The sequence below is a fragment of the Thalassospira sp. MIT1004 genome, assembly GCF_001858545.1.
GTDB classification, from domain to species: Bacteria; Pseudomonadota; Alphaproteobacteria; order Rhodospirillales; family Thalassospiraceae; genus Thalassospira; species Thalassospira xiamenensis.
The window spans coordinates 1-24,090 of sequence record NZ_MCAO01000004.1 but is presented as its reverse complement, the minus strand read 5'-3'; the positions used below and the strand labels follow the sequence as shown (position 1 = coordinate 24,090).

Sequence of the window (24,090 nt, the reverse complement as noted above, 5' to 3'; positions counted from 1 at the left end):
CTGCCTTTTAAATCGAAACAGGTCGGGCTTTAACCCGCCAGCGCAACCGCGATTTTTGCGCCAAGGACCGCATTGTTGCGCACCAGCGCAATATTGGCTTCAAGGCTTTTGCCCTTGGTATGCTGGGTCACGCGTTCCAGAAGGAAGGGCGTGACTTCGCGACCATGGATGTTAAGGCCCTTGGCTTCGATCAGCGCGCTGTCAATCGCATGTTCGATCGCATCAAGCTCCAGTGCCTTGTCCGCAGGCGGCGGGTTGCCGATCACAGCACCCCCTTCAAGACCAAAGTCCCATTTCGATTTCAGGAATTCGGCAATCTCGATCGGGCTATCAAGGCGGATCGGGGCTTTCTGGCCGCTCTTGACGGTATAGAAGGCCGGGAATTCATCGGTGCCATATGCAATCACCGGCACACCCAGCGTTTCAAGATGTTCAAGCGTCATCGGAATATCAAGGATCGCCTTGGCACCGGCGCAGACGACGGCAACGCTGGTTTTGCCAAGTTCGGTCAGATCGGCCGAGATATCGAAACTTGCCGCCAGTTCGCGGTGAACCCCGCCAATGCCGCCGGTGGCAAAGACCTTGATACCGGCCTTTTCCGCCAGAATCATGGTTGCTGAAACGGTGGTGGCACCATCGCGTTTTTTGGCGATGCAATAAGGAATATCACGGCGCGACAGTTTCAGAATGTCGGTGCTCTTGGCAAAATATTCCAGTTCCGACGGCGACAGGCCGATTTTGCAACGCCCGCCAATCACCGCGATGGTGGCCGGGATCGCGCCATTATCACGCACATCCTGCTCAACCGCTTGCGCGGTTTCAAGGTTCTGCGGATAGGGCATCCCGTGCGAGATGATGGTGGATTCAAGGGCTACAACCGGCTTGCCCACCGCAAGGGCTTCGGCGACTTCCGGGGCGATATCGATAAAGTCCGACATTCAGAATGCTCATGGTTGAGTTAAAGTTTTAAAGGTCAGGATTACGCGGATCGGCCTGTAAAATCCACCCCAAACACATCATGACTGTTGTGTGTGGACAAACAAAAACGGCCGCCCATCGGGACGGCCGTTTTGCAAAACAAAGCGTAAAGCTTAGTTCTTTTCTTTGTCGACGAGCTGGTTGGCCGCAATCCACGGCATCATCGCGCGCAGTTTGGTGCCGACTTCTTCGATTTCGTGTTCGGCGTTCAGGCGACGGGTTGCCTTGAACATCGGCTGGCCGCAATGCATTTCCTGAACGAAGTCACGAACGAATTTGCCTTCCTGAATGTCGGCAAGAACTTCTTTCATGCGTTCTTTGACCGATGCGTCGATCACGCGCGGGCCGGTGACATAGTCGCCGTATTCCGCGGTGTTCGAGATCGAGTAACGCATGTTAGCCATGCCGCCTTCATACATCAGATCGACGATCAGCTTCACTTCGTGCAGGCATTCGAAATAGGCCATTTCCGGTGCATAACCGGCTTCGGTCAGAGTCTCAAAACCGTATTTGATCAGCTGGGTCAGGCCGCCACAAAGAACAGCCTGTTCGCCGAACAGGTCGGTTTCGCATTCTTCGCGGAAGCTGGTTTCGATCACGCCCGAACGGCCGCCACCGATTGCCGATGCATAGGAAAGTGCGAGTTCAAGCGCGTTGCCCGACGCGTTCTGTTCGATGGCAACGAGGCAAGGCACACCACCGCCACGTTTGTATTCGGAACGAACCGTGTGGCCCGGGCCTTTAGGTGCGATCATCATGACGTCAAGATCAGCACGCGGCTCGATCAGGCCGAAATGAACGTTAAGGCCGTGTGCGAACAGAAGGGCGGCACCGTCTTTCAGGTTGTCGCGCAGTTCGTTGGCATAGATCGCAGCCTGATGTTCATCCGGGGTCAGGATCATGACAACATCTGCCCATGCGGCGGCTTCGGCCGGGGTCATGGTTTTCAGGCCGGCATTTTCAGCCTTTTTGCGCGAGCTGGAACCTTCACGAAGGCCGACAACAACGTCTTTGACACCGGAATCATGAAGGTTCAGTGCATGGGCATGGCCCTGCGAACCGTAACCGATGATGGCAACTTTTTTGGTCTTGATCAGATTAACATCTGCATCGCGGTCGTAATAAACACGCATCTTTCGATACCTCTGGACGTTGGACCACGCGATTTTTCTTTGCGTGGCGGATGGATCAAATTGTTAAAGCGGGACTGCCAAGGCACCCCAGGCGAACTCACATCGTCAGCGTGCCGCGCGAAATTGCTGCGACACCCGTGCGCGAAGTTTCCGAAAGCCCCAACGGCTCCATCAATTTGATGAAAGCGTCAATTTTTTCCGGGCTTCCGATGATTTCGAAGACGAAGGAACTGTTGGTCGCATCGACTGCGCGGGCCTTGAAGATATCGGCAATACGCAGGGACTCGACGCGCTTTTCACCCGATGCAATCACCTTGATCAGGGCAAGTTCACGTTCAACGCACGGTCCCGAAAGGGTCAGATCACTGACCTTGTGAACCGGCACCAGACGTGAAAGCTGTGCCTTGATCTGTTCGATCACCATGGGCGTACCCGAGGTGACAACAGTGATGCGCGACTGGTGGGAACTGGCGTCAACCTCTGCCACGGTCAGGCTTTCGATGTTATAGCCACGGCCCGAAAACAGGCCGATGACACGGGCCAGAACGCCTGCTTCGTTATCCACCAGAACGGATATCGTGTGTTTCGAAATTTCGGTTTCTCTCACGGGTCTTGCTCCGCTAGGGCGCGGGCGGGCGCATTCAATGTGCAGCCCGGCCCGGCCTTTGATTTTGGTTTTGATGATGTCTTGACGCGAACGGGTTTCGCGGATCAGACCAGAACCATCCCTTCGTCGGAATCAATGGCTTCGTCACCGGTGGTTTCCGCGCCAAGCAGCATTTCATTATGCGGCTTGCCCGACGGAATCATCGGATAGCAGTTTTCCTTGTCATCCACGGCCACATCAAGGATCACCGGACCATCAATCTCAAGCATCTGCTTAAGCGTATCGTCCAGATCGGCCGGGTTGTTGCAGGTAAGACCGGTAAAGCCGAATGCCTCGGACAGTTTCACGAAATCCGGAAGGGATTCGCTGTAACTTTCCGAATAGCGCGACCCGTGCAGCAATTGCTGCCATTGGCGGACCATGCCCATGTAACGGTTGTTCAGGATGACGGTTTTCACCGGCAGGCGATACTGGGTCAGCGTCGCGCATTCCTGAATATTCATCATGATCGATGCATCACCGGTAAAGCAGACAACGGTGGCATCCGGGTGGGCAACCTGAACGCCAAGGGCCGCTGGCATGCCATAACCCATGGTGCCAAGCCCGCCCGACGTCATCCATTCATGCGGATGTTCAAAGCCGAAATGCTGGGCCGCCCACATCTGGTGCTGGCCGACATCGGTGGTAATGTATGTCTTGCGATCACGCGTGAGTGCATGAACGCGACGGATCACATGCTGCGGCTTGATGATATCCTTGGGCTGCTTGTAGGACAGGCAATGCTTGCCCCGCCAGCCTTCGATCTCGTCCCACCAGCTATCAAGCGCCTTGGCTTCGATCTTGTGCTGTTTGGCTTTCCAGATTTTCATCATGTCTTCAAGGACATGACCGACATCGCCGACAATCCCGATATCGACCGGAACGTTTTTGTTGATCGAGCTTTGATCAATATCGATCTGGACTTTCTGCGAACCCGGCGAGAAGAAATCAAGGTTGCCGGTCACGCGGTCATCAAATCGTGCACCAACCGCAATCATCACATCGCAATCGTGCATGGCCATGTTCGCTTCGTACGTACCATGCATGCCCAGCATGCCAAGATACTGTTTATCCGAAGCCGGATAGGCACCAAGCCCCATCAGCGTCAGCGTGATCGGAATACCGGTCAGACGGGTGAATTCCGTCAGGACCTTGCAGGCCTGGCTGCCGGAATTGATGACGCCACCACCGCAATACAGGATCGGCTTTTTCGCCGATGCCAGCAGTTCGAGTGCTTCCTCGATCTGACCACGGTCGCCTTTGACAACCGGGTTATAGGTGCGGTGCTGAACCTGTGACGGTTCGAGATACGGTGCCTTGGCAACCAGAATATCTTTCGGCAGGTCGATCACGACCGGACCCGGGCGGCCGCTTGACGCAACGTGGAATGCTTCATGCATCGTGCGTGCAAGCTTCGCACTATCCTTGACCAGATAGTTATGCTTGGTGCAGGGGCGGGTGATGCCGGTGGTGTCGGCTTCCTGAAAGGCGTCATTGCCGATCAGGTGGGTCGGTACCTGGCCGGTCAGGCAGACGATGGGAATCGAATCCATCAACGCGTCGGTAAGGCCGGTAACGGCATTCGTTGCACCCGGACCACTGGTTACCAGAACAACGCCGACCTTTCCGGTCGAACGTGCGTAACCTTCGGCGGCATGCACGGCTGCTTGTTCATGGCGTACTAGGATATGACGAATCCTGTTTTGCTTAAATATCTCGTCATATAGCGGTAGGACGGCGCCGCCGGGATAGCCGAACACGACTTCCACACCCTGATCGACCAGGGCCTGCAACACTACTTCCGAACCGCTTAAAATACGTTCTGCCATGTTTTTCGAGCCTCTTCCTTAGCGACAACAACGTGTCGCGTGATAACCGCGTGGTTGATACATGATCCAATTACCCTTGAACTGGAGTTGAAAAATCCGCCGAAACGGCGGTTTTCCGCCATTTCGACGGCGGTAGGGCCAACCTATCGCCTCACTTTGGCGTGGTCAACAGAAATTGGTGAACATCATTACGCAATTTGTCTGCCAAACTTTCCGAATATTGCGTGTCGATGATCTCCTTGTCACTCATCTGATGGCGAAACCACGTTAATTGACGCTTGGCATAACGCCGGGTTTCGCGCTGTGATTTCTCTTTGGCGGTCTCAAGATCGATCTCGCCGGCAAGGTAGGCTGCAATCTCGCGCACGCCGACGGCCTTCATCACGGGCGCTGTTTCCGGCAGGTTTTCAGCCAAAAGCCTCCTGACTTCCTCAATCGCGCCCTGTTCGATCATCAAATCGAAACGCCGGTTGCAGCGATCATAAAGAATGTCGCGCGGTGGCATGTAACACAGCTTTTTGAAAACCATTCTGTCGGGCGGGGTTACCATTGGTTCGCGGTGCCATGCCGCCACCCCGCGCCCCGTGCCCGCCAGAACTTCGGCCGCACGAATCAGGCGCTGGGTATTTGACGGATCAAGGGTGGCGGCGGTGTCGGGATCGCGTTTGGCAAATGCTTCAAAAAAGGCCTGATGCCCGTCTTTTTCAAGCTTGGCTGTCACTTGGGCACGAATCCCGGCAGGAATATCGGGAATCGGCGCGATCCCCTCGGTCAGGGCATTCAGATACATGCCCGTACCCCCGGTAATGATCGAAAGCTTGCCGCTTGCATGACATTCGGCAATTTCCGCCATCGCCATATCGCGCCATTTTCCGGCCGAACATGCTTCGCGCCCGGATAGCACGCCATAAAGCCGATGCGGCGCGCGCGCGATCTCGCGGTCATCGGGCCGCGCGCTCAACACACGCAGTTCTTTATAAACCTGCATGCTGTCGGCATTGATCACCACACCGTCAAACGCATCCGCCAGATCAAGTGCCAAGGCGGACTTGCCGCTGGCGGTCGGTCCAGCAACGATCAGGACGGGTTGGAAGGTCTTGTTATTCATTCTTCTAGGTTTGCCGGTCGTATGAAAAATTTGATTTGCTGGGGCTCAAACAAGATATTCGCAATCTCCGCCATGGCAAGCTGATCGACAATATCGCAGGTAGCTTCGGAAGCAGATTTTGTCTTCTTACGCTCGTTGCTTGTTGTGTTTTCTGACATTCCTTAACCTCCCTTGTTTGAAACCCGGCTTGACAGAATATCGGTCTGTAACGGTTATGTATCAAACTTTTCTTGTCATCGCGTCCCGCAATACGGATAAAGACGAAAATCTGATTTACCTGTGTCCCGTCAAGGAGCCCGCAATCCATGGATCTGGTCCTGACCCTGATCGCTGCCCCCAATTCGAACGCGCTAGGTGACGATATTGTCGCGCGCGCCAAAACCGTTCTGGCCGGGGCTGGGGCGCGTGTCGGGGATGTTTCGTGGCTGGCGGCGGGTGAGGCCTGCGATATCGGCTTTGGCGGGCTCAGCCTCGATATTGCCGATACGGCTCTTCGCGATGCCGCTCTTGGTGTCGATGCGGTGACCCAGACTGCCAAAACGCGCCGCAAGAAATTGCTGATTGCCGATATGGACAGCACCATGGTCACCGGTGAAACGCTTGATGAGCTGGCGGCCTTTGCCGGGGTCAAGGACCGGGTTGCGGCGATAACCGCGCGTGCGATGAATGGTGAACTGGATTTCGAGGCCGCCCTAGATGAACGGGTCGGGTTGCTGGATGGCATGTCGACCGACATGCTGGCTGAGGCATGGAAGACCGTTGAATATACCGGCGGGGCCAAAACGCTGGTGGCGACCATGAAGGCCAATGGTGCCTACGCTGCCCTTGTGTCGGGCGGGTTTGATTTCTTTACCGGTGCCGTGCGTCGTGAACTGGGTTTTGATTTTGATCAGGCCAATGTGCTGATTACCAAAGACGGCACATTGACGGGCAAGGTTCAGAAACCGGTGCTTGACCGTCAGGCAAAGGTCGATGCGCTTGAAAAACTGTCCGCCCAGCAGGGTGTCGGGGTTGAGGACGCCATTGCGGTTGGCGATGGTGCCAATGATCTTCAGATGATTTCACTGGCCGGGACTGGTGTGGCGTTTCATGCCAAACCATCGGTTCAGGAACAGGCGCGCATCTGCATCAATCATGGTGATCTGACCGCATTGCTGTATCTGCAAGGATATGCAAAATCCGATTTTTCGAGCTGATAGCGGCAATCATAAGCCGGAATGCAAAGAGGGCGACCCGCAAAGGCCGCCCTCTTTGATTTTGGGAGAGTAAAACCCGAAGGTCTTAATCTTCCTTATTCAGCGTCAGGCCGAAATAACGAGGTCCCGCCGAGGTTTCAATCAGCATCAGGATGGTGCGTTTGTCATCATCCATTGCCTTTTTGACCGCGTCTGAAACTTCCTCGACCGTGGAAACCGAGCTGTGCGATGCCTCGATAATGATGTCGCCCGGGCGAACACCCTTTTCGGCGGCATAGCTATCACCATTGACTTCGGTCACGATGACACCCTCGGTGCCTTCGGCCAGGTTATAGCGGCGGCGCAGTTCATCATCGACATTGGCAATCTTCATGCCCAGCGGCTTGATTTCGGCTTCGGCAATTGCGACCGGTGCCTGTTCTTCGCCCGGTTCCGCAGATGTTGCGACAACGTCTTCTTCAAGTTCGCCAAGTTCAACCTGAACGGTTTTCTTTTCTCCGTCACGCCATATCACAACATCGACATCCTTGCCGATTTTGGTTTCGGCAACGATACGTGGCAGGCGGCGCATGCTTTCGACTTCCTTGCCGTCAAACGACAGGATGACGTCGCCCTGTTTGATGCCAGCTGCTTTTGCCGGGCCATCATCGGATACACCGGCAACCATTGCGCCGGTCGATTTATCAAGTCCGACCGAGTCTGCGATATCGTCGGTCACGGTCTGGATGTGGACACCCAGCCAGCCACGACGGGTCCGGCCATATTCCTTGAGCTGATCAACAACCGACTGTGCAATTGCCGAGGGAATGGCAAAGCCGATACCAACCGAACCGCCCGACGGCGAATAGATTGCACTGTTGATACCTATAACATCGCCATCAAGGTTAAACAAAGGCCCGCCCGAGTTGCCACGGTTGATCGATGCATCCGTCTGAATGAAATCATCATACGGACCCTGATTGATGTCGCGGTTGCGCGCGGAAATGATCCCGGCTGTCACCGTGCCACCAAGGCCAAACGGGTTACCGATCGCCATGGCCCAGTCACCAATGCGGGAATGATCGGAGTCTCCCCAATTGACGAAGGGCAGGTCTTCTTCCGGTTCGACTTTCAGAAGTGCGACATCCGTTTTCGGGTCGCGGCCAATCAGTTTTGCCGGAAGGGTATCGCCATCATGCAGGCGCACCGTGATTTCGTCGGCACCATCGATCACATGGTTGTTGGTCACGATGTAACCGTCAGCCGAAATGATAAAGCCCGAACCAAGTGCGGTCGCACGGCGCTGTTGCGGAGTCTGGCCCTGACCTTGCCCGCCTTGTCCGTTGCGATCCATAAAGTCCTTGAAAAGATCCTCAAACGGCGAGCCGGGAGGGAACTGGAAGTCCGGTCCCTGACGTTCGGCCACCATCTGACTGGTCGAGATATTTACCACACTGGGCAGAAGCTTTTCGGCCAGGTCTGCGAAACTTTCAGGAGCGGGGCGAGCGTTCGCAATCTGCGAGACGCTGGTCACGCCAAGAAGAACAATCACCAGCGCAGCCGTAAATCTGCTTCGCGCCGGGTTGTATAATGCTTTTAGCATGTGTCTGATCCTGTTCGTTGCCGCGTTCACGGTATTGAATTTTTGCAGCACGCGATGCTGTTCTTTTGGATAGTTCATGCACCGCTTAACTAGCCAAGTTAGCGCCGAGTTTGTCAGAAATTTGGCAGGCTTGAGAAAAATCAAGGAAGAGCTCGGGTTTTTCTGTGTTTTCACACAAGAAGGCGCAAATAAGCGCGAAATGCCTTGAAACTTTGCCCTCAAAGCCAGACCCGCATACCCCAGATCGCAGCAATGGCGGCAATCGCGGCAACAAGGCCACCGATCCGAAGCTGGGATTCGGGGATTTCCTGCATTAGCTCCATCACACGTTTCGCCCCGCCCGGGAACAGCGAATAAAACATTCCCTCCAGCGCGATGGCCAGGAGAATAGCTGTGGCGAGTTCCTTCATGGGCGTGGACGTTCCGGCGTTTCTATGAACCTGTGTGCGATATAACTATCAACAGGACATTATTTTCAAACAAAAAAGGGCGACCGGCACACTATGCCGGTCGCCCTAGTGCTTTGTCCAGCACCCGTTTGTCTAGCGCGTTGCGCCAGGCGTGGAGTTATTAAAGTACTGGAAGAACTCGGAATCTGGTGAAATCACCATGGTCGAGCCATCCGAAAGAGCCTCGCGGTAGGCTTCAAGCGAACGATAGAACTCGAAGAAGCCGGCATCCTTGCCATAGGCTTCACCCAGAACGATGTTTCGCTCGCCATCGCCTTCACCGCGCAGGACTTCGGCCTGACGGCGGGCTTCGGCAAGAATGCCAACCCGTTCACGATCTGCTTCGGCCTGAATTTTCGCCTTAAGCTCTTCACCCTCGGCGCGAAGCTGTGCGGCTTCGGCGATACGCGAAGAACGCATACGGTTATACACCGCCTGCGACGTTTCCTGCGGAAGGTCGGTACGACCGATACGGACATCGATCAGTTCGACACCGAATTCCTTGGCCGGTTCGATCAGGGTCGCCTGGATTTTCTCCATGATCTGTGACCGGTTGTCCGACAGCAGGGCGACAAGCGGGGCTTGTGCAAGTTCGCCACGAATGACCGAGTTCAGACGCTGGCCAAACAGCTGAACAAAGTTCGCCGAGTTGGTTGCGCGCTGACGGAACTGCAACGGATCAACGATTTTCCAGCGGGCAAAACTGTCGACATTGACACGTTTCTGGTCCGACAGAAGAACCTGCTGCACCGGCGGATCAAGTTCAAGAATGCGGCGTTCGTAATATTCCACATTCTGGATCGGCAGTTTGAAATGCAGACCCGGTTCGGAAATCGCATGAACCGGATTACCGAACTGAAGCACCAGTGCCTGCTGGTCCTGACGGACGGTAAACATGCACATGGATGCAACCACGGCCGCGATGACGACAACGACGCCGGTGGCAATAAGTTTAGGACTTGCCATTAGTTGTTGCCTCCTGCGTTCGAGCGTTTCTGGATTTCGGGCAATGGCAGGTAAGGAACGACGCCATTGGCACCTTCACCCTTCTGATCGAGAATGACCTTGTTGGAGTTCTTCAGAACATCCTGCATGGTTTCAAGATACAGACGACGCGTGGTGACATCCTTCGCGGTCAGGTAGGAATTATAAACCGAGATAAAGCGTTCTGCTTCACCCTGGGCATTCTTCACAACCTGATCCTTGTAAGCGCGGGCTTCAAGAACCAGACGTTCTGCTTCACCTTTTGCACGCGGGATGATGTCGTTACGGTATGCCAGTGCTTCGTTCTGGGAACGATCACGGTCCTGACGGGCACGCTGCACGTCGTTGAACGCATCAATAACGTCACGCGGCGGATCAACCTTCTGCATTTTCACTTCTGCAATGAAAATACCCGAAGCATAGCCATCCATGATCGATTGCAGCAGGGTGCGTGTCTGCTCTTCAACGCGCACACGACCAACCGTCAGGGCTTCTTCCAGACTGGTTTTGCCGATGACTTCGCGGATCGAACTTTCAGCTGCAAGCTTGATGGTGTTTTCCGGATCGCGAACATTGAACAAGTAGGCACCCGCATCGCTGATGCGCCACTGAACGACATAATCAATGTCGATAATGTTCTGATCACCGGTCAGCATCAGGCTTTCTTCCGGGACATCACGGGCACCACCGGTGCCGGTGCCATTGCCACGGTAACCGATTTCAATCTGGTTGGTGCGTTCGACGTTCGGCTTGATGACTTCGCCAATCGGGGCGGGCAGGAAATAATTCAGACCCGGACCGGTCGTGCCAACCCATTTGCCAAACAGAAGTGTAACACCCTGTTCGCCCGGCTGGACGCGATAGAAGCCTGTCAAAAGCCACAACCCGATTATGGCAATACCGATCAGGACAAAGCCTTTATAGCCACCACCACCGGGGAACAGCCGCTTCAAGCGTTCCTGGCCTTTACGAATCATTTCATCAAAATCGGGGGGCGTGTTACCACCGCCGCCGCCACCCTGAGGACGCTGTCCCCAAGGATTGCGGCCGCCGCCATTGTTTCCGCCACCACCCCAGGGGCCGCCGCCCCCTTGTGAATTCCAAGGCATCGAGTGTCTTCCTCTTCTTGCCGTTCGGTGTTTATTTATGCTTACCGAGCTTGGGACATGAGCCCATCAATAACATGCCTGTTCACTTGCTTATCGCGGTCATCTGACCTATTTGCGCATCAAGAACCGTCTCAATCCTTTTATCGAAGCAGAGTTGCATGTAATTAATGGGGCCACGCCCTAAGGCCTTATATGACAGCTTGTCCTGCAAAACAACGATACGCGCCTGCAGGTTCTGTACGATCACGGACTTAAGCCATTTTTCGGAGACTGCAATATGACCTCGCCCAACCGGGAACGCATTACTGAAGCCCTTTCAAGTGTTATCGATCCGGCTGACGGCAAGACTATCGTTGAAAAGGGTATGGTACAAGGCATTGATATTCATGACGAAACCGTGAACGTCATAATCGCTGTTGACCCGCAACGCGGGGCTTCTCTTGAAGATCTGCGTCTTGCGGCCGAACGTGCCGTTGCCAATGTGAACGGGGTCACAACAGCTCGTGTGGCCCTTACCGCAGAGCGTCCCAAAGGGGCTTCTGCCCCGGCCCAAGGTGGTCATTCGCATCCCCATTCTCATGATCATACACATGGGGCGCAACAGGGCGCACCGCAAGCAGGGCAACGTCCGCAAGGTGCAGGGCAAAAGCCGCTCGAAATGACGGGTGTCCGCTCGATCGTCACGGTTGCGTCGGGTAAGGGCGGGGTGGGGAAATCCACCACTTCGGTCAATCTGGCGCTTTCACTGGCGGCCAAGGGGCTTAAGGTCGGTCTTCTCGATGCCGATATCTATGGCCCCAGCCTGCCACGGATGATGGGCCTTCGTGATGCCAAACCAACCCATTCCGACAAGGAAGGCAAAATGGTGCCGCCGTCGGCCTTTGGCATCAGGATCATGTCTATCGGGTTTATGGTCGATGAAGAACAGCCGGTGATCTGGCGTGGACCGATGGCGATGGGCGCGCTCGAACAGCTTCTGCGCGACAGCGATTGGGGCGAACTCGATGTTCTGGTCGTCGACATGCCACCGGGGACCGGCGATATCCAGCTTTCGATGGCGCAGCGCGTGCCGGTCACGGGGGCGGTTATCGTTTCCACCCCGCAGGACATTGCCCTTTTGGATGCGCGCAAGGGACTTAATATGTTCCGTAAGGTCAATGTGCCGGTGCTCGGCCTGATCGAGAATATGAGCTATTACAAATGCCCGGAATGCGGCCATGTCGATCATGTCTTTGATCATGGTGGTGCACGCAAGGCCGCCGATGAACTGGGCGTTCCATTCCTTGGCGAAATCCCGCTGGACCTTAAAATCCGTCTGGGTGCGGACGAGGGCAAACCGATTATTCATACCGATCCGGACGGCGAACATTCCAAGGCCTATGCCGCGATTGCCGACAAGATCGCCGCGGCAATTGACGAACGCGTCGGACCGAAAACCGCACCGAAGAAAAGCCTGTTCCCGAAAATCAGCTTCCGTTAGGTCGCCCGACTTTCGCCTAATAATTGCTGGCACCCTGCAAAACTTCTTGAGCGATGCGTTGCAGGGTGCCGTTTTCGCGCAGTTCTTCGATGGATCGATTGATCATCGTCACCGTCGATATTGTCGATGATGCACGGTTGAATACGATATAGGTCGGGTTTTCTCGGATCGGGGTTTTGCTGCGGACGACCTTGTCGCTTAGTCCCAGCCGTTTGACCCAGACATCCCCGGCCTCGCCAATCGCGATGACGGTATCGACCCGGCCAAGTGCCAGCATCTGAAAATTCTGTTCGTCCCCGGTGGCTTCGGATGCGCTAAACACGCCGCGTTTGCGCGCGTCATCAATCTGATCCCCGTAGCTCCATCCGCGAATGACACCAACGGTTTGGCCGCGCAGGGCATCAATATCGGTTGGATTGTTGAATGTGCTCTGGCGTTGATACAGCATCAGCTGTTCTACATGGATCGGCTCGGAAAAGACGTATTTCTTCTGGCGTTCAAGATTCTTGTATATCCCGGCAACACCGCCCTTGTTGGCATCAAGGTTTTCAATGGCGCGTTTCCAAGGGACGGCAACGACATCGACATTTATGCAGGCATGTCTGAAAATCGCACGGATCAGGGCCGGGTAAATGCCCGCGGCTTCGTTCCCGGCACGATACATAAAAGGCGGATTGGCTTCGTCGACATAAATGGTTTCGGCATGGCTTTGCGTCGCCGGCATCAGGACCGCGAAGGCCATGCCGACGACGAGTATCAATAGGGCAAATAATCTTGCCGGAAATGTCATTCTGGCCCCTGATGATGCTTCTGTACCGTAAAGAAGACATGGGGCGTCAGGATGCTGCCGACAAGGAATGCGATGCTGCAAAGCGATATTCCAGTGCCGCGATGCCCATAACGCCCAGTGCCTGTACGATGACAAAGCCATATCCGATGGCTGTAGGAACGCCAACAGGGGCAATCAGCACCGCAAGACTGGCAAGGACCCAGCCCAGATTGCCCATAACGATCAACCGGACAAAAAAGCCATTTGGACGGGCTTGCCATCCGGTGGCAAACATCAAAATGGCACAGGGAAACAGGATGATCTCGGCATAAAACAGCAAATTGGCAGGCAGGCCCAGCAGGCCCGCAAGGAAAGCATTGCCGATACACAGCAGCAGGCCGAAGAGAAGGCAGGCTACCGCGTCAAGCATCAGGACGGTTTTCAGCATTTTGTTTGGCACATCAATAGACATCTTTTTGACCTTTCGGTTGATTGTTGTTCGCGAACCTTGCCGAAAAGTGGGAAAGAATACGATTACCTGACAGGTAATGTTGGTTCGAATTGATCGGTGTTAGGATTACGTCATCAATAATGACGGTGATCTGATGAGCGCGATAAAACCCGATCTGTTTGGCAATGTGCTTAAGGTCTGGCGCAAGCAGCGTCGTATGAGCCAGCTTGACCTTGCAAGCGAGGCCGCCATATCGACCCGGCATCTGAGCTTTCTTGAAACCGGTCGCGCCCGGCCCAGCCGCGACATGGTTTTGCATCTGTCCGAATGTCTTGATGTGCCGCTGCGCGAACGCAATGCAATGCTGATTGCCGGGGGATTTGCACCCATCTATGCCGAACATGATCTTGGCACCGAACAGTCGGCTGCAATCCGGGCGGCGGTGGATCGAATCCTTACCGCACATGAACCCTATCCGGCGCTGGCAATGGACCGGCACTGGAACATGGTGGCGGCGAACCGGATTGTGCCCCTGTTGATTGGCGGGGTTGACCCGGAATTTCTTAGGCTGCCGGTCAATATCCTGCGGCTGAGCCTCCATCCAAACGGGCTTGCACCTCGGGTCGTGAATTACGTCGAATGGCGCAACCATTTGCTGGATCGATTGCGTCGCCAGATTGCAGTGACGGCCGATGTGAAACTGCGCGGCCTTTATGACGAGGTCAGCCGTTACCGTGCGCCCGCAAATGCAGGCGAACCCGGTGCCGCTGACGGGGCAGGGGATCTGTCCGGCCTTGTCGTGCCGCTGGTTTTGCAAAGTGACGCCGGTGAATTGCGTTTTGTCAGCACAACCACGGTCTTTGGCACTCCGGTCGAAGTCACATTGTCCGAACTTGCCATCGAAACCCTGTTGCCAGCCGACACCCAAACGGCGGCCACTTTGCGGGGGCTGGCGGCCGATTTGCGTTAATTTGAACCGAACCGGGCCAAAGCACAAAACCCCGCCAGATTTCTCTGACGGGGTTTTGTGCTTGTAGTGTAGACGGCTTACTGGACGGCTTCTGCCATGAAGTTCGGCATCCAGCCTTCGTTCAGTTCGCGCAGCTCGGCAAGGGATACCTTGGCACCACCATCGATGGTGACCGCGTCGCCACCGGCCTGACCGATGATGACGGCGGCGACATTGGCGCTGCTAGCGGCATTCAGGACCTTGTCCGGATCGCGGGTAGCGATCACGTAACGGCCCTGATCCTCGCCAAACAGCCATGCGACTTCGCTGCCGGCTTCGGGCAGGTGCAGGTCAGCACCAATATTGCCGGCAAGGCACATTTCGGCAACCGCGACCAGAAGACCGCCATCGGCGATATCATGGCAGGTACGTACCAGACCAAGCTCGATCAGTTCGCGCACCAGCGTACCGGCACGTTTTTCCGCATTCAGGTCGACCGGCGGCGGGGCGCCTTCTTCGCGGCCCTCAATGGTTTTAAGATACAGTGACTGGCCAAGTTCACCGGTCGCGGCACCGATCATGATCAATGCACTGTCATCGCGTTTGATGGCGATGGTGGCATGATGGCCCAGATCGGAAATCACCCCGACGCCGCCAATTGCCGGGGTCGGCATGATACCGACGCCATTGGTTTCGTTATACAGCGACACGTTGCCCGAAACGACCGGGAAGTCGAGTGCGATGCAGGCCTCGGCAATTCCCTGACATGCGCCAACAAACTGACCCATGATGCGCGGGCGTTCCGGGTTGCCGAAATTCATATTGTCCGTGATCGCAAGCGGTTTGGCACCGGTTGCAACCAGATTGCGATAGGCTTCGGCAACGGCCTGTTTACCGCCTTCGACCGGATCGGCCATGACATAGCGCGGGGTGCAGTCGGTGGTGGCTGCAATGCCCTTGTTCGTGCCTGAAACGCGCACGACACCGGCATCACCCCCCGGACGGACAATCGTGTTGCCCATGACCAGATGGTCATACTGTTCCCAGATCCAGCGACGCGATGCCAGATCCGGCGACGCCATCAGGGTTTTCAGCGCATCGACATGGCTGACCTTGCCCGAAATGCTGGCCGGATCGATACGATCCTGCTTCGGGGTCGGTTCCCACGGACGGTCATATTCCGGCGATGCTTCGGCCAGCGGATCGATCGGAAGATCACCGGCAACCTCGCCATGCCATTTCAGAACCATGCGTTTGGTATCGGTCAGGATACCGATGACGGCAAAGTCGAGTTCCCATTTGTCAAAGATCGCCTTGGCGGCGTCTTCGCAACCGGGTTTCAGGACCATCAGCATGCGTTCCTGCGATTCTGAAAGCATCAGTTCGTAGGGCGTCATGCCTTCTTCGCGCATCGGGACTTTATCGAGCCACAGTTCGACACCAACGCCGCCCTTGGACGCCATTTCGAACGAGGAGGATGTCAGACCGGCCGCCCCCATATCCTGAATGGCGACGATCATGTCGGTCGCCATCAGTTCAAGGCAGGCTTCCAGCAGAAGCTTTTCGGTGAACGGATCGCCGACCTGAACGGTAGGACGCTTTTCATCGCTGTCGTCATCGAACTCGGCCGAGGCCATGGTCGCGCCATGGATACCGTCACGGCCGGTTTTCGAACCGACATAGACAACCGGGTTTCCGATACCGGCTGCTGCCGAATAGAAGATGTTGTCTGCATCGGCCAGACCCACGGTCATCGCATTGACCAGGATATTGCCGTTATAGGAAGCATGGAAATTGGTTTCCCCACCGATGGTCGGGACACCCATGCAATTGCCGTAACCGCCGATGCCTTCGACCACACCGCTTAGCAGGTGGCGGGTTTTCGGGTGATCCGGCTCGCCAAAGCGAAGCGCATTAAGATTTGCAACCGGACGGGCACCCATGGTGAATACGTCACGCATGATGCCGCCAACGCCGGTTGCCGCACCCTGATAGGGTTCGATAAAGGACGGGTGGTTATGGCTTTCCATCTTGAAAACGGCGGCCTGACCATCACCAATGTCAATAACACCGGCATTTTCGCCCGGCCCCTGAATGACCCAGTCTGCCTTGGTCGGAAGGGTTTTGAGCCATTTTTTCGATGATTTGTAGGAGCAATGCTCCGACCACATTACCGAAAAAATGCCAAGCTCGTTGATATTGGGCTCGCGGCCCATGATTTCGAGGACGAGTTTGTACTCTTCCTCGTTCAGCCCGTGTTCCTTGACCAGTTCCGGCGTGATCGGGGTGTTGAAATCGTTAGCACTCACGATGCTGCCTCCACCAAGCTTTTGAACAGATTGCGGCCATCGGTGCCACCATGGAGCGGATCAATCGCATTTTCCGGGTGCGGCATCATGCCAAGGACATTGCCCGCCTCGTTGATGATGCCGGCAATATTGCGCTGCGACCCGTTCAGGTTGGTTGCCGGATCAACAACACCATTGGCATCGCAATAGCGCAGAACAACGCGACCTTCGCCTTCAAGGCGGTCAAGCGTTTCGCTATCGGCAAAGAAGTTGCCGTCATGATGGGCTACCGGATAATCGACAACGTCGCCGGTTTTGTAATGGTTGGTGAAGCGCGTATTGGTATTTTCGATCTTCAGATGCGTGTTCTTGCAGATGAATTTCAGGCTGGCATTGCGCATCAGCGCACCGGGCAACAGGCCTGCTTCTGTCAGAATCTGGAAACCGTTACAAACGCCAAGGATGGTCACACCGGCTTTGGCGCGTTCGGCAACCGCACGCATGATCGGGGATTTGGCCGCCATGGCGCCACAACGCAGATAGTCGCCATAGGAAAAACCGCCCGGGACCATGATGATGTCGGTCTTTGGCAGTTCGGTTTCGCCATGCCAAACCACGGTTGGCTTGGTGCCGGTGGCCTGTTCGAGTGCTGCAATGGCGTCATTCTCCCGGTTAATGCCGGGGAAGAGGATGACAGCGGATTTCATGAAATACCGTCTCTCGATTAATATCCGTTACTTGATCGCGACAGACAAAGGCCCTGCAACGGCAAAGCCCCGCCCGGGCAGTTAGGCCAGCTCGATGCTGTAATCTTCGATCACGGTATTGGCGAGAAGCTTCTCGCACATTTCCCTGACCTCGGCGCGTGCCTTTTCGACGTCGCTGCCATCCAGTTCGAGTTCGATGAACTTGCCCTGACGGACATCATTGACACCGGCAAAACCAAGACCCTGAAGGGCGTGGTGAACGGCTTTACCCTGCGGGTCAAGAACACCGTTCTTCAGGGTGACGTGGACACGTGCTTTCACGAGAAGCTCCTTTGAGTGCGCACTCGCCATACGGCGATACTTGTTTGCAAACAATAATGTACCGGTTCCGAAGGTTCCGGCGTCGATAAGAAAAGGCCGCGCAAGCGCGGCCTTTGGATTATTTGTCTTTGTTCAGCGATTCTATATCTGCGGACTCAGGCAGGACGCCGAGACGGCGCGCCACTTCCTGATAGGCTTCTTCGACCCCGCCAAGATCGCGGCGGAACCGGTCCTTGTCCATCTTTTCGTTGGTGACGGCGTCCCAAAGGCGGCAGTTGTCCGGGCTGAATTCATCGGCGAGAACCAGATGCATGAAGTCGCCTTCCCACACCCGGCCAAATTCAAGTTTGAAATCGACCAGTTTGATGCCGATGCCGCGCATAAGACCGCACAGGTAATCATTGACGCGAAGGGTCATGCCAACGATTTCTTCGAGCTCTTCGGCACTTGCCCAGCCAAGGGCAAGGATATGCTCGTCAGAAACCAGCGGATCGCCAAGGGCGTCGTCTTTGTAATAAAATTCGACAATCGGGCGCGGCAGACGTTCGCCTTCTTCAAGGCCAAGACGTTTTGCCATCGAACCGGCGACAATATTGCGCACCACGACTTCGATCGGAACGATTTCGCATTTCTTGCAAAGCTGTTCGCGCATGTTGATGCGGCGAATGAAATGCGTCGGGATACCGATTTCCGCCAGACGGGTCATGACGAATTCGGTAATCATGTTGTTCAGGACGCCTTTGCCGGCAATGGTGCCGCGCTTCTGTGCGTTGAACGCCGTGGCATCGTCCTTGAAATACTGGATGATGGTTCCGGGCTCGGTACCTTCGTACAAAACCTTGGCTTTACCCTCGTAGATGGGCTGCTTTCTGGACATTGGCGGGATCTTTCACATCTTTGCTCGCGGGGAGTGTCCCCGAGCACCCTGAAAATCGCGCCCCCCGTATAGCAGTGCTGACGCAGAAACTCAATTGCCGTGTAGGTCTATTTACGCAGACTTGATAATAGGATTTTGCAACTGTCCGTCTGACAGGTTGTTGCAGCGCAAATGGCCCGCCAAATCCGGGCGTTGCGAGGCGAAATTAGTGGGGTGCCTAAATCTCAACCGGGTGAAACGGAACCCTGTCTGGTTGGCCATTGGCGAACAGCCAGACCGGTCGGCGCGGCAGTTCGTTTTTCTGAGTCGGAATGGCCGGAAGGCCGATCAGGGAAGAACAGATCGTCTCGAACCCGATATTGCTGCGCACCAGCATGGCATCAGCACGGATGTCATGATGTTCTGGATCGGGTTCCATCAAGCCGGTATCGGCCAGAAGCGCCTGCCAGGCAAACCAGTCATCGGCTTCGGGATTGGGGGGCGGTGCCGTTAAAAAACGCGGAAGGTTGCGTTTGGTGCGTTCGCTGTTGGTCTTGTCATTCAGGTCATGGGCGGTGATCATCGACAATCCTTCGGGAATATCGGTGATTTCAATTTTGCCATCCCCCCGATTGGCCAGCCAGTAAGCATCGCGGTTATCGGCAATCACCATATTGAACGGTCGATAGGCTGTGCCATCAAGTTCGGCAAGTGCCTGGGCGGCATCAATGGCATCGGCATGATCAAGTGCTTCAAGCGGCAATTCCCCGCGGGACCGCTTGTCGTCGGCGGGGCCAAGTGTGCCAAACCGGTTCAGGACCGCTGCCACCACGCCATCTTCGTTGATGCCAAGCCATGTTCCGCCGCCGGTTTCATCCAGTCCGGCGATAACATCGGGGCGATCCTCCCAATGGCGGGCAGGGGCCTTCCATGGGCGGTTGTTCATTTCGTCGCGATTGGCGCCGATAATCACCGGCCATTCATGGTCGGGGCGGCGCAGAATGATAAATGTACACATGACCCAGATCAAAGCGACATGGACCGGCATTTGTCAAATTCAAAAGTATCACAGCACCACGGTGGCATGACGTGGTACAGTCCATAAATAAAGGACAACGGGGAAACGTCCCGCCAAAAAACAAATCAGATGGAGGAGTGCGCACATGACGAATTTGACCGAACGCGAACGCGGTTTTGAGGCAAAATACAGCTTTGATCTTGAACAGAATTTCCGCATCGAGGCCCACCTTTATAAAATGCTTGCCGTTTGGGCCGGCGATAAAATGGGTATGACCGAGGCCGAAAGTCAGGCCTATGCTGCAAAAGTCATCGGCGATGTTGTTACAAATCCTCAGGAAAACGGGGTGATTTCGGTGATTCTGGCCGATTTCGGACGGCACAATATCGATATGACGGTCAGCGAACTTAACCGTAAACTCGAAGCGTTACGCCCAATCGCACGTGCCGAAGTGCTCGAGGAATAGTTGTTTCCCCGAAATAAGAAAAAGTTCGGATTTGCAAACCATTAGCCGGTTTCGTATTCTGTTCCCGGATCAAGAAAGATTTCTGGTTGCAGCCACGCGTTTTTTTGCTTGTTAATGTTCGGGCATGGTTGTGGGTCAGGTAAAGAAGGGTAAAGGCTTTGCGTATCCTGTTGGCAGACGATCACGATCTGGTTCGTGAAGCATTATCACTGCTATTCCAGCAATATTTCGAAGGTTGTGAAGTGGTCGAAGCCGGGGCGCTTGACCCGGCACTGGAGCATATTGAAGCTCAGAATGATTTCGATCTGGTGCTTCTGGATTTGCGCATGCCCGGCATGAACGGGCTTGAGGGACTTAAACGCACACTTGAAAAGGCATCCAAAACAACCTCGGTCGTTTTGCTTTCCGGTGCCTATCGCAGCGAAGATGTACGTCATGCCATCGAAAATGGCGCACACGGCTTTATCCCCAAAACACTGCGCGGGCAGGCACTTGCCAATGCGATCCAGTTGGTTCTGGCGGGCGAAAAATATCTGCCATCCTCTATCCTTAATGACATGGGGGACGGATTTGGCGGCGGTAGCGACGGCGAACCGCGCATGGCTGGCGGATTTGGCAACGAAGGCGATTTCAGCCGGTTGACACCGCGGGAGCGTGAAGTTCTTGCGCTTTTGGCCGAAGGGCGGCCGAACAAGGATATCGCGCGGCATCTTGATCTGCGCGAAATTACGGTGAAATATCACCTGAAAAACATTTACCGCAAACTGCATGTGTCCAACCGTGCACAGGCGGTAAAAATCGCACTTGAAGATATGGCGCGCGCTGGAAACTTGTAGTAAGCTTGTCAAAGGCAGCGCTATCTGACGCTCGAAACCCGGCTCGTGATTTCGCGGGCCGTTTTTCTTTGGCGGTTTGGGCTACTCCCCTCGTAATGTCACCTGAAACGAGGAACTAAAATGACCATCCGTATCGCCCTTGTCGGGGATTATAATCCCGCCGTTACTGCCCATCAGGCTATCCCCAAGGCCATTGGAATCGCGGCTGCCGAAATCGGTATTCCCGTTGAATATGACTGGATCGCAACGCCGTGTTTTGATGGTGGTGCGGGGCAGATACTGTCTGGCTATGACGGGATGTGGTGTGTTCCGGCCAGTCCGTATGAAAGTCTTGAAGGTGCCCTTGCCGCCATCCGCTTTGCGCGTGAAAACGATATTGCCTTTCTGGGCACGTGCGGTGGCTATCAGCATGCGGTTCTGGAATATGCGCGTAATGTTCTGGGGCTTTCCAATGCCGCGAATGCCGAAATTGATCCGGATGCGGAATTGCCGCTGATCGCGCCGCTAACCTGTGCATTGATTGATCAGGATGGCGGAATTGATCTGGCCGTGGGTAGCCTGATCCGTGATTATTGCGGATCGGATCATCTGATTGAAACCTATCGGTGCAGTTATGGGTTTAATCGTGATTATGCGGGGCTGCTGGCAGGGCAGGCATTGCAGATCAGTGCCTGGGATGCAGATGGTGATCCACGTGCGGTGGAGTTGCGCAATCATCGTTTCTTTATCGGCACGGCATTTCAGCCGGAACGATCCGCCCTGCGCGGTGAAAATCATCCGCTGATCACGGCCTTTGTCAAAGCTGCATCGGAAAAATAGCCACTCAAAAGGGCACCCCCGTGATCAACGCGGGGGTGCCGTCCACGAGACGAAGAGTCTCAGGCACGTTCGGGCAGGTTGTGTGCGCGGACATTCGGTGATGTCGTGTTTGCAGATGACGGCGGCGTTCTGCCCGACTGGATTATGAAGACACCCGACAGGATCATTGCGGTCGCAACGATATCGGTTGCGGAAACCGGTTCGTCCAAAATCAGACTGCCGGTCAGAAGGCCGATGACCGGCGGGATATAGGTGACCCCGGCGGTTTTGACAGCGCCCAGTTTACCGATCAGGAAGTAATAACACATATAGGCAATGCCGGTTCCAAACATGCCAAGGCCGATGAAAAGGCCGGTGGCGATTTTCCAGTTGGTAAAGATCGCATCCATACCGGAAAAATCGCAAATCAGCAGAAGCGTTACCGCCGAAATACCAAGCTGATAAGTGCAAAGTGCAATTGGCGAAATGCCAAGCGGGCTTAGGAATTTGCGAACATAAACAAATGAAAGCCCGACACAGCCCGACCCGATGGCGACATAAACACCCCCCATCAGATCAATACCGAACGCGCCGGATTCCCATGGTTTTGCGATGATCAGAACTCCAGCAAAGCCAAACAGCAATCCGATGATGGATCGGATATTGACCGGTTCGCTGCGCAGGAAAATCGCCGCCGCGATAAAGGAAAACATCGGGATCACACCGCTTAGCATCCCGGCAACGCTGGATGGCAGAAGCGAGATGCCCTTGGCAAAGGCAAGGTAATAGACGGTGGCCGCGAGAAGTGACATGACGATGAAATGATGCATATGGCGCAGATGTTGCCAATGCAGTACCTTGCACACCATCGCAAATGCCAGAACCGGCAGAAAGCCCATGATGACCCGCACGGTCACGACCTGCATTGGCGATATCAGGCTGCTTGCCGTTTTGTTGAACAGAAAGGTCATGCCCCAGCACAGGGCAAGAAAGCCAAAGACGAGGTATGCGTTGTTCTTCATGGCCGGAACTTTCGTGGGGGTCATGTCGCGATTGTAGGTCCGGTCCAAACGGCGTACAAATCATGTTATCTGGATTATGGAATAGAAAATTTGCATCATGAGTTCATATCCGCCGCTCAATTCCTTGCGTGCGTTCGAGGCATCTATTCGATTGAATAGTTTTTCTCGTGCAGCGGAAGAGCTGAATGTGACGCCGGGTGCCGTCGGGCAGCAGATCAGAAAGCTTGAAGACTGGCTAGGGGTGGAACTGTTTGTTCGCTCGGTCCGGCAGGTGAAACCGACAGCCGACGGGCTTGATTATGCCGCGCGCATATCACCCGCCTTGCTGCAGATCATCGATGCCAGTCAGCATTTGCGCGGGCAGCGCGAACATACGGTGCGTGTGGTCATGCCGCCAAGTTTTGCCGCGAAATGGTTTTCCAAACGGATGGCGCGGTTCCTGATCGATTATCCGTCAACGTCACTTCATGTCGGGTCGTCGGTGCAATTTACGGATTTTGATCGCGATCCGGTCGATATTGCCGTGCGGTATTTTGACGGCAATGACGACAAACTTGAATCCGTCCTGATCTATCGCGGTCAGGCGGCGGCATTCTGTTCGCCGGCCTATCGCGACCGCATGGGGTTTGAGCATCCAGCCGATCTGGCGCGTGCGACTTTGTTAAACGACATTCTGCATGACTGGTGGGAAGAATGGCTTGGCCAGTTTGCCAGGATGAACCCAAGCGAGATTGCCGCAATCAAGCGCATTGAAATCGATCAGACATCCATGGCAATCGAGGCCGCGATTCACGGACAGGGTGTGGTAATGGCCAATCCATTGCTGGCCGAAGAAGACGTGATGGAAGGCAAGCTGGTCCATCTGTTCCCCGAACAGGTTCTGGTCGTTCCTTCGGGATACTATCTGGTGCATCCAAAAAACCGGGAACTGCGCGGTCAGGTGAAGCTGTTTCGTGACTGGCTGCTGGGCGAGGCACGGGAACTGACATTGTAGCAAAACCCGTAAACGAAAAAAGCCCCGGCAAATTGACCGGGGCTTTCAGACCGCTGACAAACCCCGTCATATTTTGGCGGGGTTTTTCTTTTAGAGGTGTTTGAAAGCTGGCTTGAGTGTG

Annotated in this window: 25 protein-coding genes; 7 read left to right on the top strand and 18 right to left on the bottom strand. The window is 55.1% G+C overall.

Features of this window, described 5'->3' with window-relative positions; translation table 11 throughout:
• Positions 1–29: 29 nt before the first annotated feature.
• The 6 genes from BC440_RS02160 to BC440_RS23040 form a co-directional block, all read right to left on the bottom strand.
• The gene (locus tag BC440_RS02160; protein WP_063092644.1) at positions 30–938 is read right to left on the bottom strand and encodes a pseudouridine-5'-phosphate glycosidase; all 909 of its coding nucleotides are present in this window, start codon (positions 936–938) and stop codon (positions 30–32) included.
• Positions 939–1,091: 153 nt separating this feature from the next.
• Positions 1,092–2,111: a ketol-acid reductoisomerase gene (gene ilvC / locus BC440_RS02155; RefSeq protein ID WP_063092645.1), complete on the bottom strand. Its 1,020-nt coding sequence runs from the start codon at positions 2,109–2,111 to the stop codon at positions 1,092–1,094.
• 97 nt (positions 2,112–2,208) lie between these two features.
• The gene (gene ilvN / locus BC440_RS02150; RefSeq protein ID WP_063092646.1) at positions 2,209–2,718 is read right to left on the bottom strand and encodes an acetolactate synthase small subunit; all 510 of its coding nucleotides are present in this window, start codon (positions 2,716–2,718) and stop codon (positions 2,209–2,211) included.
• A 104-nt stretch (positions 2,719–2,822) separates the two neighbouring features.
• Complete coding sequence (locus BC440_RS02145) at positions 2,823–4,586, bottom strand: acetolactate synthase 3 large subunit (RefSeq protein ID WP_007092046.1); 1,764 nt, start codon at positions 4,584–4,586, stop codon at positions 2,823–2,825.
• A gap of 151 nt (positions 4,587–4,737) precedes the next feature.
• Positions 4,738–5,694: a tRNA (adenosine(37)-N6)-dimethylallyltransferase MiaA gene (miaA, locus tag BC440_RS02140; protein ID WP_063092647.1), complete on the bottom strand. Its 957-nt coding sequence runs from the start codon at positions 5,692–5,694 to the stop codon at positions 4,738–4,740.
• Entirely contained in the window at positions 5,691–5,852 is a 162-nt protein-coding gene (locus tag BC440_RS23040) for a hypothetical protein (protein ID WP_156487983.1), read from the bottom strand. Before BC440_RS23040 ends, miaA begins: the two co-directional genes overlap by 4 nt.
• Positions 5,853–5,999: 147 nt before the next feature.
• Here BC440_RS23040 and serB point away from each other — a divergent pair, with 147 nt between their 5' ends.
• Positions 6,000–6,890: a phosphoserine phosphatase SerB gene (gene serB, locus BC440_RS02135; protein ID WP_063092648.1), complete on the top strand. Its 891-nt coding sequence runs from the start codon at positions 6,000–6,002 to the stop codon at positions 6,888–6,890.
• An 85-nt stretch (positions 6,891–6,975) separates the two neighbouring features.
• On the opposite strand, the gene BC440_RS02130 is transcribed toward serB, so the two are convergent.
• The 4 genes from BC440_RS02130 to hflK all read right to left on the bottom strand — a co-directional run bounded on the left by BC440_RS02130 (position 6,976) and on the right by hflK (position 11,014).
• Positions 6,976–8,472 (bottom strand): DegQ family serine endoprotease, encoded by a 1,497-nt coding sequence (locus BC440_RS02130; RefSeq protein WP_063092649.1) that lies wholly within the window; start codon positions 8,470–8,472, stop codon positions 6,976–6,978.
• A 218-nt stretch (positions 8,473–8,690) separates the two neighbouring features.
• Positions 8,691–8,882 (bottom strand): DUF2065 domain-containing protein, encoded by a 192-nt coding sequence (locus tag BC440_RS02125; RefSeq protein ID WP_007092039.1) that lies wholly within the window; start codon positions 8,880–8,882, stop codon positions 8,691–8,693.
• A 132-nt stretch (positions 8,883–9,014) separates the two neighbouring features.
• The gene (locus BC440_RS02120; RefSeq protein ID WP_063092650.1) at positions 9,015–9,887 is read right to left on the bottom strand and encodes a protease modulator HflC; all 873 of its coding nucleotides are present in this window, start codon (positions 9,885–9,887) and stop codon (positions 9,015–9,017) included.
• The gene (gene hflK, locus BC440_RS02115) at positions 9,887–11,014 is read right to left on the bottom strand and encodes an FtsH protease activity modulator HflK (protein WP_063092651.1); all 1,128 of its coding nucleotides are present in this window, start codon (positions 11,012–11,014) and stop codon (positions 9,887–9,889) included. The genes BC440_RS02120 and hflK overlap by 1 nt, the downstream gene beginning before the upstream one ends.
• Before the next feature lie 277 nt (positions 11,015–11,291).
• Here hflK and BC440_RS02110 point away from each other — a divergent pair, with 277 nt between their 5' ends.
• On the top strand, positions 11,292–12,494 hold the full coding sequence (locus tag BC440_RS02110) for an Mrp/NBP35 family ATP-binding protein (RefSeq protein ID WP_063092652.1): 1,203 nt from the start codon (positions 11,292–11,294) through the stop codon (positions 12,492–12,494).
• 16 nt (positions 12,495–12,510) lie between these two features.
• On the opposite strand, the gene BC440_RS02105 is transcribed toward BC440_RS02110, so the two are convergent.
• Positions 12,511–13,284 carry a transporter substrate-binding domain-containing protein gene (locus BC440_RS02105; protein ID WP_063092653.1) on the bottom strand — a complete coding sequence of 258 codons (774 nt, stop codon included), beginning with the start codon at positions 13,282–13,284 and terminating at the stop codon, positions 12,511–12,513.
• Between the two features lie 46 nt (positions 13,285–13,330).
• A complete protein-coding gene (locus BC440_RS02100) occupies positions 13,331–13,735 on the bottom strand; it encodes a hypothetical protein (RefSeq protein ID WP_063092654.1) in 405 nt (134 codons plus the stop codon).
• Between the two features lie 133 nt (positions 13,736–13,868).
• On the opposite strand from BC440_RS02100, the gene BC440_RS02095 reads away from it, so the two are divergent.
• Complete coding sequence (locus BC440_RS02095; RefSeq protein ID WP_063092655.1) at positions 13,869–14,684, top strand: helix-turn-helix transcriptional regulator; 816 nt, start codon at positions 13,869–13,871, stop codon at positions 14,682–14,684.
• A gap of 77 nt (positions 14,685–14,761) precedes the next feature.
• On the opposite strand, the gene purL is transcribed toward BC440_RS02095, so the two are convergent.
• The 5 genes from purL to BC440_RS02070 all read right to left on the bottom strand — a co-directional run bounded on the left by purL (position 14,762) and on the right by BC440_RS02070 (position 19,853).
• Positions 14,762–16,972 (bottom strand): phosphoribosylformylglycinamidine synthase subunit PurL, encoded by a 2,211-nt coding sequence (gene purL, locus BC440_RS02090; protein WP_007092032.1) that lies wholly within the window; start codon positions 16,970–16,972, stop codon positions 14,762–14,764.
• Positions 16,969–17,658, bottom strand: coding sequence for a phosphoribosylformylglycinamidine synthase subunit PurQ (gene purQ, locus BC440_RS02085; RefSeq protein ID WP_063092656.1), 690 nt, complete (start codon positions 17,656–17,658; stop codon positions 16,969–16,971). Before purQ ends, purL begins: the two co-directional genes overlap by 4 nt.
• An 81-nt stretch (positions 17,659–17,739) precedes the next feature.
• A complete protein-coding gene (purS, locus tag BC440_RS02080; RefSeq protein WP_063092657.1) occupies positions 17,740–17,979 on the bottom strand; it encodes a phosphoribosylformylglycinamidine synthase subunit PurS in 240 nt (79 codons plus the stop codon).
• A 118-nt stretch (positions 17,980–18,097) separates the two neighbouring features.
• Positions 18,098–18,856: a phosphoribosylaminoimidazolesuccinocarboxamide synthase gene (gene purC / locus BC440_RS02075; protein ID WP_007092029.1), complete on the bottom strand. Its 759-nt coding sequence runs from the start codon at positions 18,854–18,856 to the stop codon at positions 18,098–18,100.
• Between the two features lie 217 nt (positions 18,857–19,073).
• Positions 19,074–19,853 (bottom strand): NRDE family protein, encoded by a 780-nt coding sequence (locus BC440_RS02070; RefSeq protein WP_063092661.1) that lies wholly within the window; start codon positions 19,851–19,853, stop codon positions 19,074–19,076.
• Positions 19,854–19,998: 145 nt separating this feature from the next.
• Here BC440_RS02070 and BC440_RS02065 point away from each other — a divergent pair, with 145 nt between their 5' ends.
• The 3 genes from BC440_RS02065 to BC440_RS02055 all read left to right on the top strand — a co-directional run bounded on the left by BC440_RS02065 (position 19,999) and on the right by BC440_RS02055 (position 21,974).
• A complete protein-coding gene (locus BC440_RS02065; RefSeq protein ID WP_063092658.1) occupies positions 19,999–20,319 on the top strand; it encodes a DUF1476 domain-containing protein in 321 nt (106 codons plus the stop codon).
• Positions 20,320–20,477: 158 nt separating this feature from the next.
• Positions 20,478–21,155 carry a response regulator transcription factor gene (locus BC440_RS02060; RefSeq protein WP_007092026.1) on the top strand — a complete coding sequence of 226 codons (678 nt, stop codon included), beginning with the start codon at positions 20,478–20,480 and terminating at the stop codon, positions 21,153–21,155.
• Positions 21,156–21,275: 120 nt separating this feature from the next.
• Positions 21,276–21,974 (top strand): hypothetical protein, encoded by a 699-nt coding sequence (locus BC440_RS02055; RefSeq protein WP_037989875.1) that lies wholly within the window; start codon positions 21,276–21,278, stop codon positions 21,972–21,974.
• A 59-nt stretch (positions 21,975–22,033) separates the two neighbouring features.
• Here BC440_RS02055 and BC440_RS02050 read toward each other — a convergent pair whose 3' ends face one another.
• Positions 22,034–22,975, bottom strand: coding sequence for a DMT family transporter (locus BC440_RS02050; RefSeq protein WP_063092662.1), 942 nt, complete (start codon positions 22,973–22,975; stop codon positions 22,034–22,036).
• Positions 22,976–23,072: 97 nt separating this feature from the next.
• Between BC440_RS02050 and BC440_RS02045 the strand changes: the two genes are divergently transcribed.
• Positions 23,073–23,969, top strand: coding sequence for a LysR substrate-binding domain-containing protein (locus tag BC440_RS02045; RefSeq protein ID WP_037989877.1), 897 nt, complete (start codon positions 23,073–23,075; stop codon positions 23,967–23,969).
• Positions 23,970–24,090 lie beyond the last annotated feature (121 nt).

Excerpts from the sequence above, each read along its gene's own strand:
- hflK (WP_063092651.1), bottom strand. The coding sequence starts at position 11,014 with ATGCCTTGGAATTCACAAGGGGGCGGCGGCCCCTGGGGTGGTGGCGGA.
- BC440_RS02070 (WP_063092661.1), bottom strand. The coding sequence starts at position 19,853 with ATGTGTACATTTATCATTCTGCGCCGCCCCGACCATGAATGGCCGGTG.
- purC (WP_007092029.1), bottom strand. The coding sequence starts at position 18,856 with ATGTCCAGAAAGCAGCCCATCTACGAGGGTAAAGCCAAGGTTTTGTAC.
- BC440_RS02160 (WP_063092644.1), bottom strand. The coding sequence starts at position 938 with ATGTCGGACTTTATCGATATCGCCCCGGAAGTCGCCGAAGCCCTTGCG.
- miaA (WP_063092647.1), bottom strand. The coding sequence starts at position 5,694 with ATGAATAACAAGACCTTCCAACCCGTCCTGATCGTTGCTGGACCGACC.
- BC440_RS02145 (WP_007092046.1), bottom strand. The coding sequence starts at position 4,586 with ATGGCAGAACGTATTTTAAGCGGTTCGGAAGTAGTGTTGCAGGCCCTG.
- BC440_RS23040 (WP_156487983.1), bottom strand. The coding sequence starts at position 5,852 with ATGTCAGAAAACACAACAAGCAACGAGCGTAAGAAGACAAAATCTGCT.
- BC440_RS02050 (WP_063092662.1), bottom strand. The coding sequence starts at position 22,975 with ATGAAGAACAACGCATACCTCGTCTTTGGCTTTCTTGCCCTGTGCTGG.
- BC440_RS02055 (WP_037989875.1), top strand. The coding sequence starts at position 21,276 with ATGACCATCCGTATCGCCCTTGTCGGGGATTATAATCCCGCCGTTACT.
- BC440_RS02065 (WP_063092658.1), top strand. The coding sequence starts at position 19,999 with ATGACGAATTTGACCGAACGCGAACGCGGTTTTGAGGCAAAATACAGC.
- ilvC (WP_063092645.1), bottom strand. The coding sequence starts at position 2,111 with ATGCGTGTTTATTACGACCGCGATGCAGATGTTAATCTGATCAAGACC.
- BC440_RS02110 (WP_063092652.1), top strand. The coding sequence starts at position 11,292 with ATGACCTCGCCCAACCGGGAACGCATTACTGAAGCCCTTTCAAGTGTT.
- BC440_RS02045 (WP_037989877.1), top strand. The coding sequence starts at position 23,073 with ATGAGTTCATATCCGCCGCTCAATTCCTTGCGTGCGTTCGAGGCATCT.
- serB (WP_063092648.1), top strand. The coding sequence starts at position 6,000 with ATGGATCTGGTCCTGACCCTGATCGCTGCCCCCAATTCGAACGCGCTA.
- BC440_RS02105 (WP_063092653.1), bottom strand. The coding sequence starts at position 13,284 with ATGACATTTCCGGCAAGATTATTTGCCCTATTGATACTCGTCGTCGGC.
- BC440_RS02125 (WP_007092039.1), bottom strand. The coding sequence starts at position 8,882 with ATGAAGGAACTCGCCACAGCTATTCTCCTGGCCATCGCGCTGGAGGGA.
- BC440_RS02120 (WP_063092650.1), bottom strand. The coding sequence starts at position 9,887 with ATGGCAAGTCCTAAACTTATTGCCACCGGCGTCGTTGTCGTCATCGCG.
- BC440_RS02130 (WP_063092649.1), bottom strand. The coding sequence starts at position 8,472 with ATGCTAAAAGCATTATACAACCCGGCGCGAAGCAGATTTACGGCTGCG.
- BC440_RS02095 (WP_063092655.1), top strand. The coding sequence starts at position 13,869 with ATGAGCGCGATAAAACCCGATCTGTTTGGCAATGTGCTTAAGGTCTGG.
- purQ (WP_063092656.1), bottom strand. The coding sequence starts at position 17,658 with ATGAAATCCGCTGTCATCCTCTTCCCCGGCATTAACCGGGAGAATGAC.
- BC440_RS02100 (WP_063092654.1), bottom strand. The coding sequence starts at position 13,735 with ATGTCTATTGATGTGCCAAACAAAATGCTGAAAACCGTCCTGATGCTT.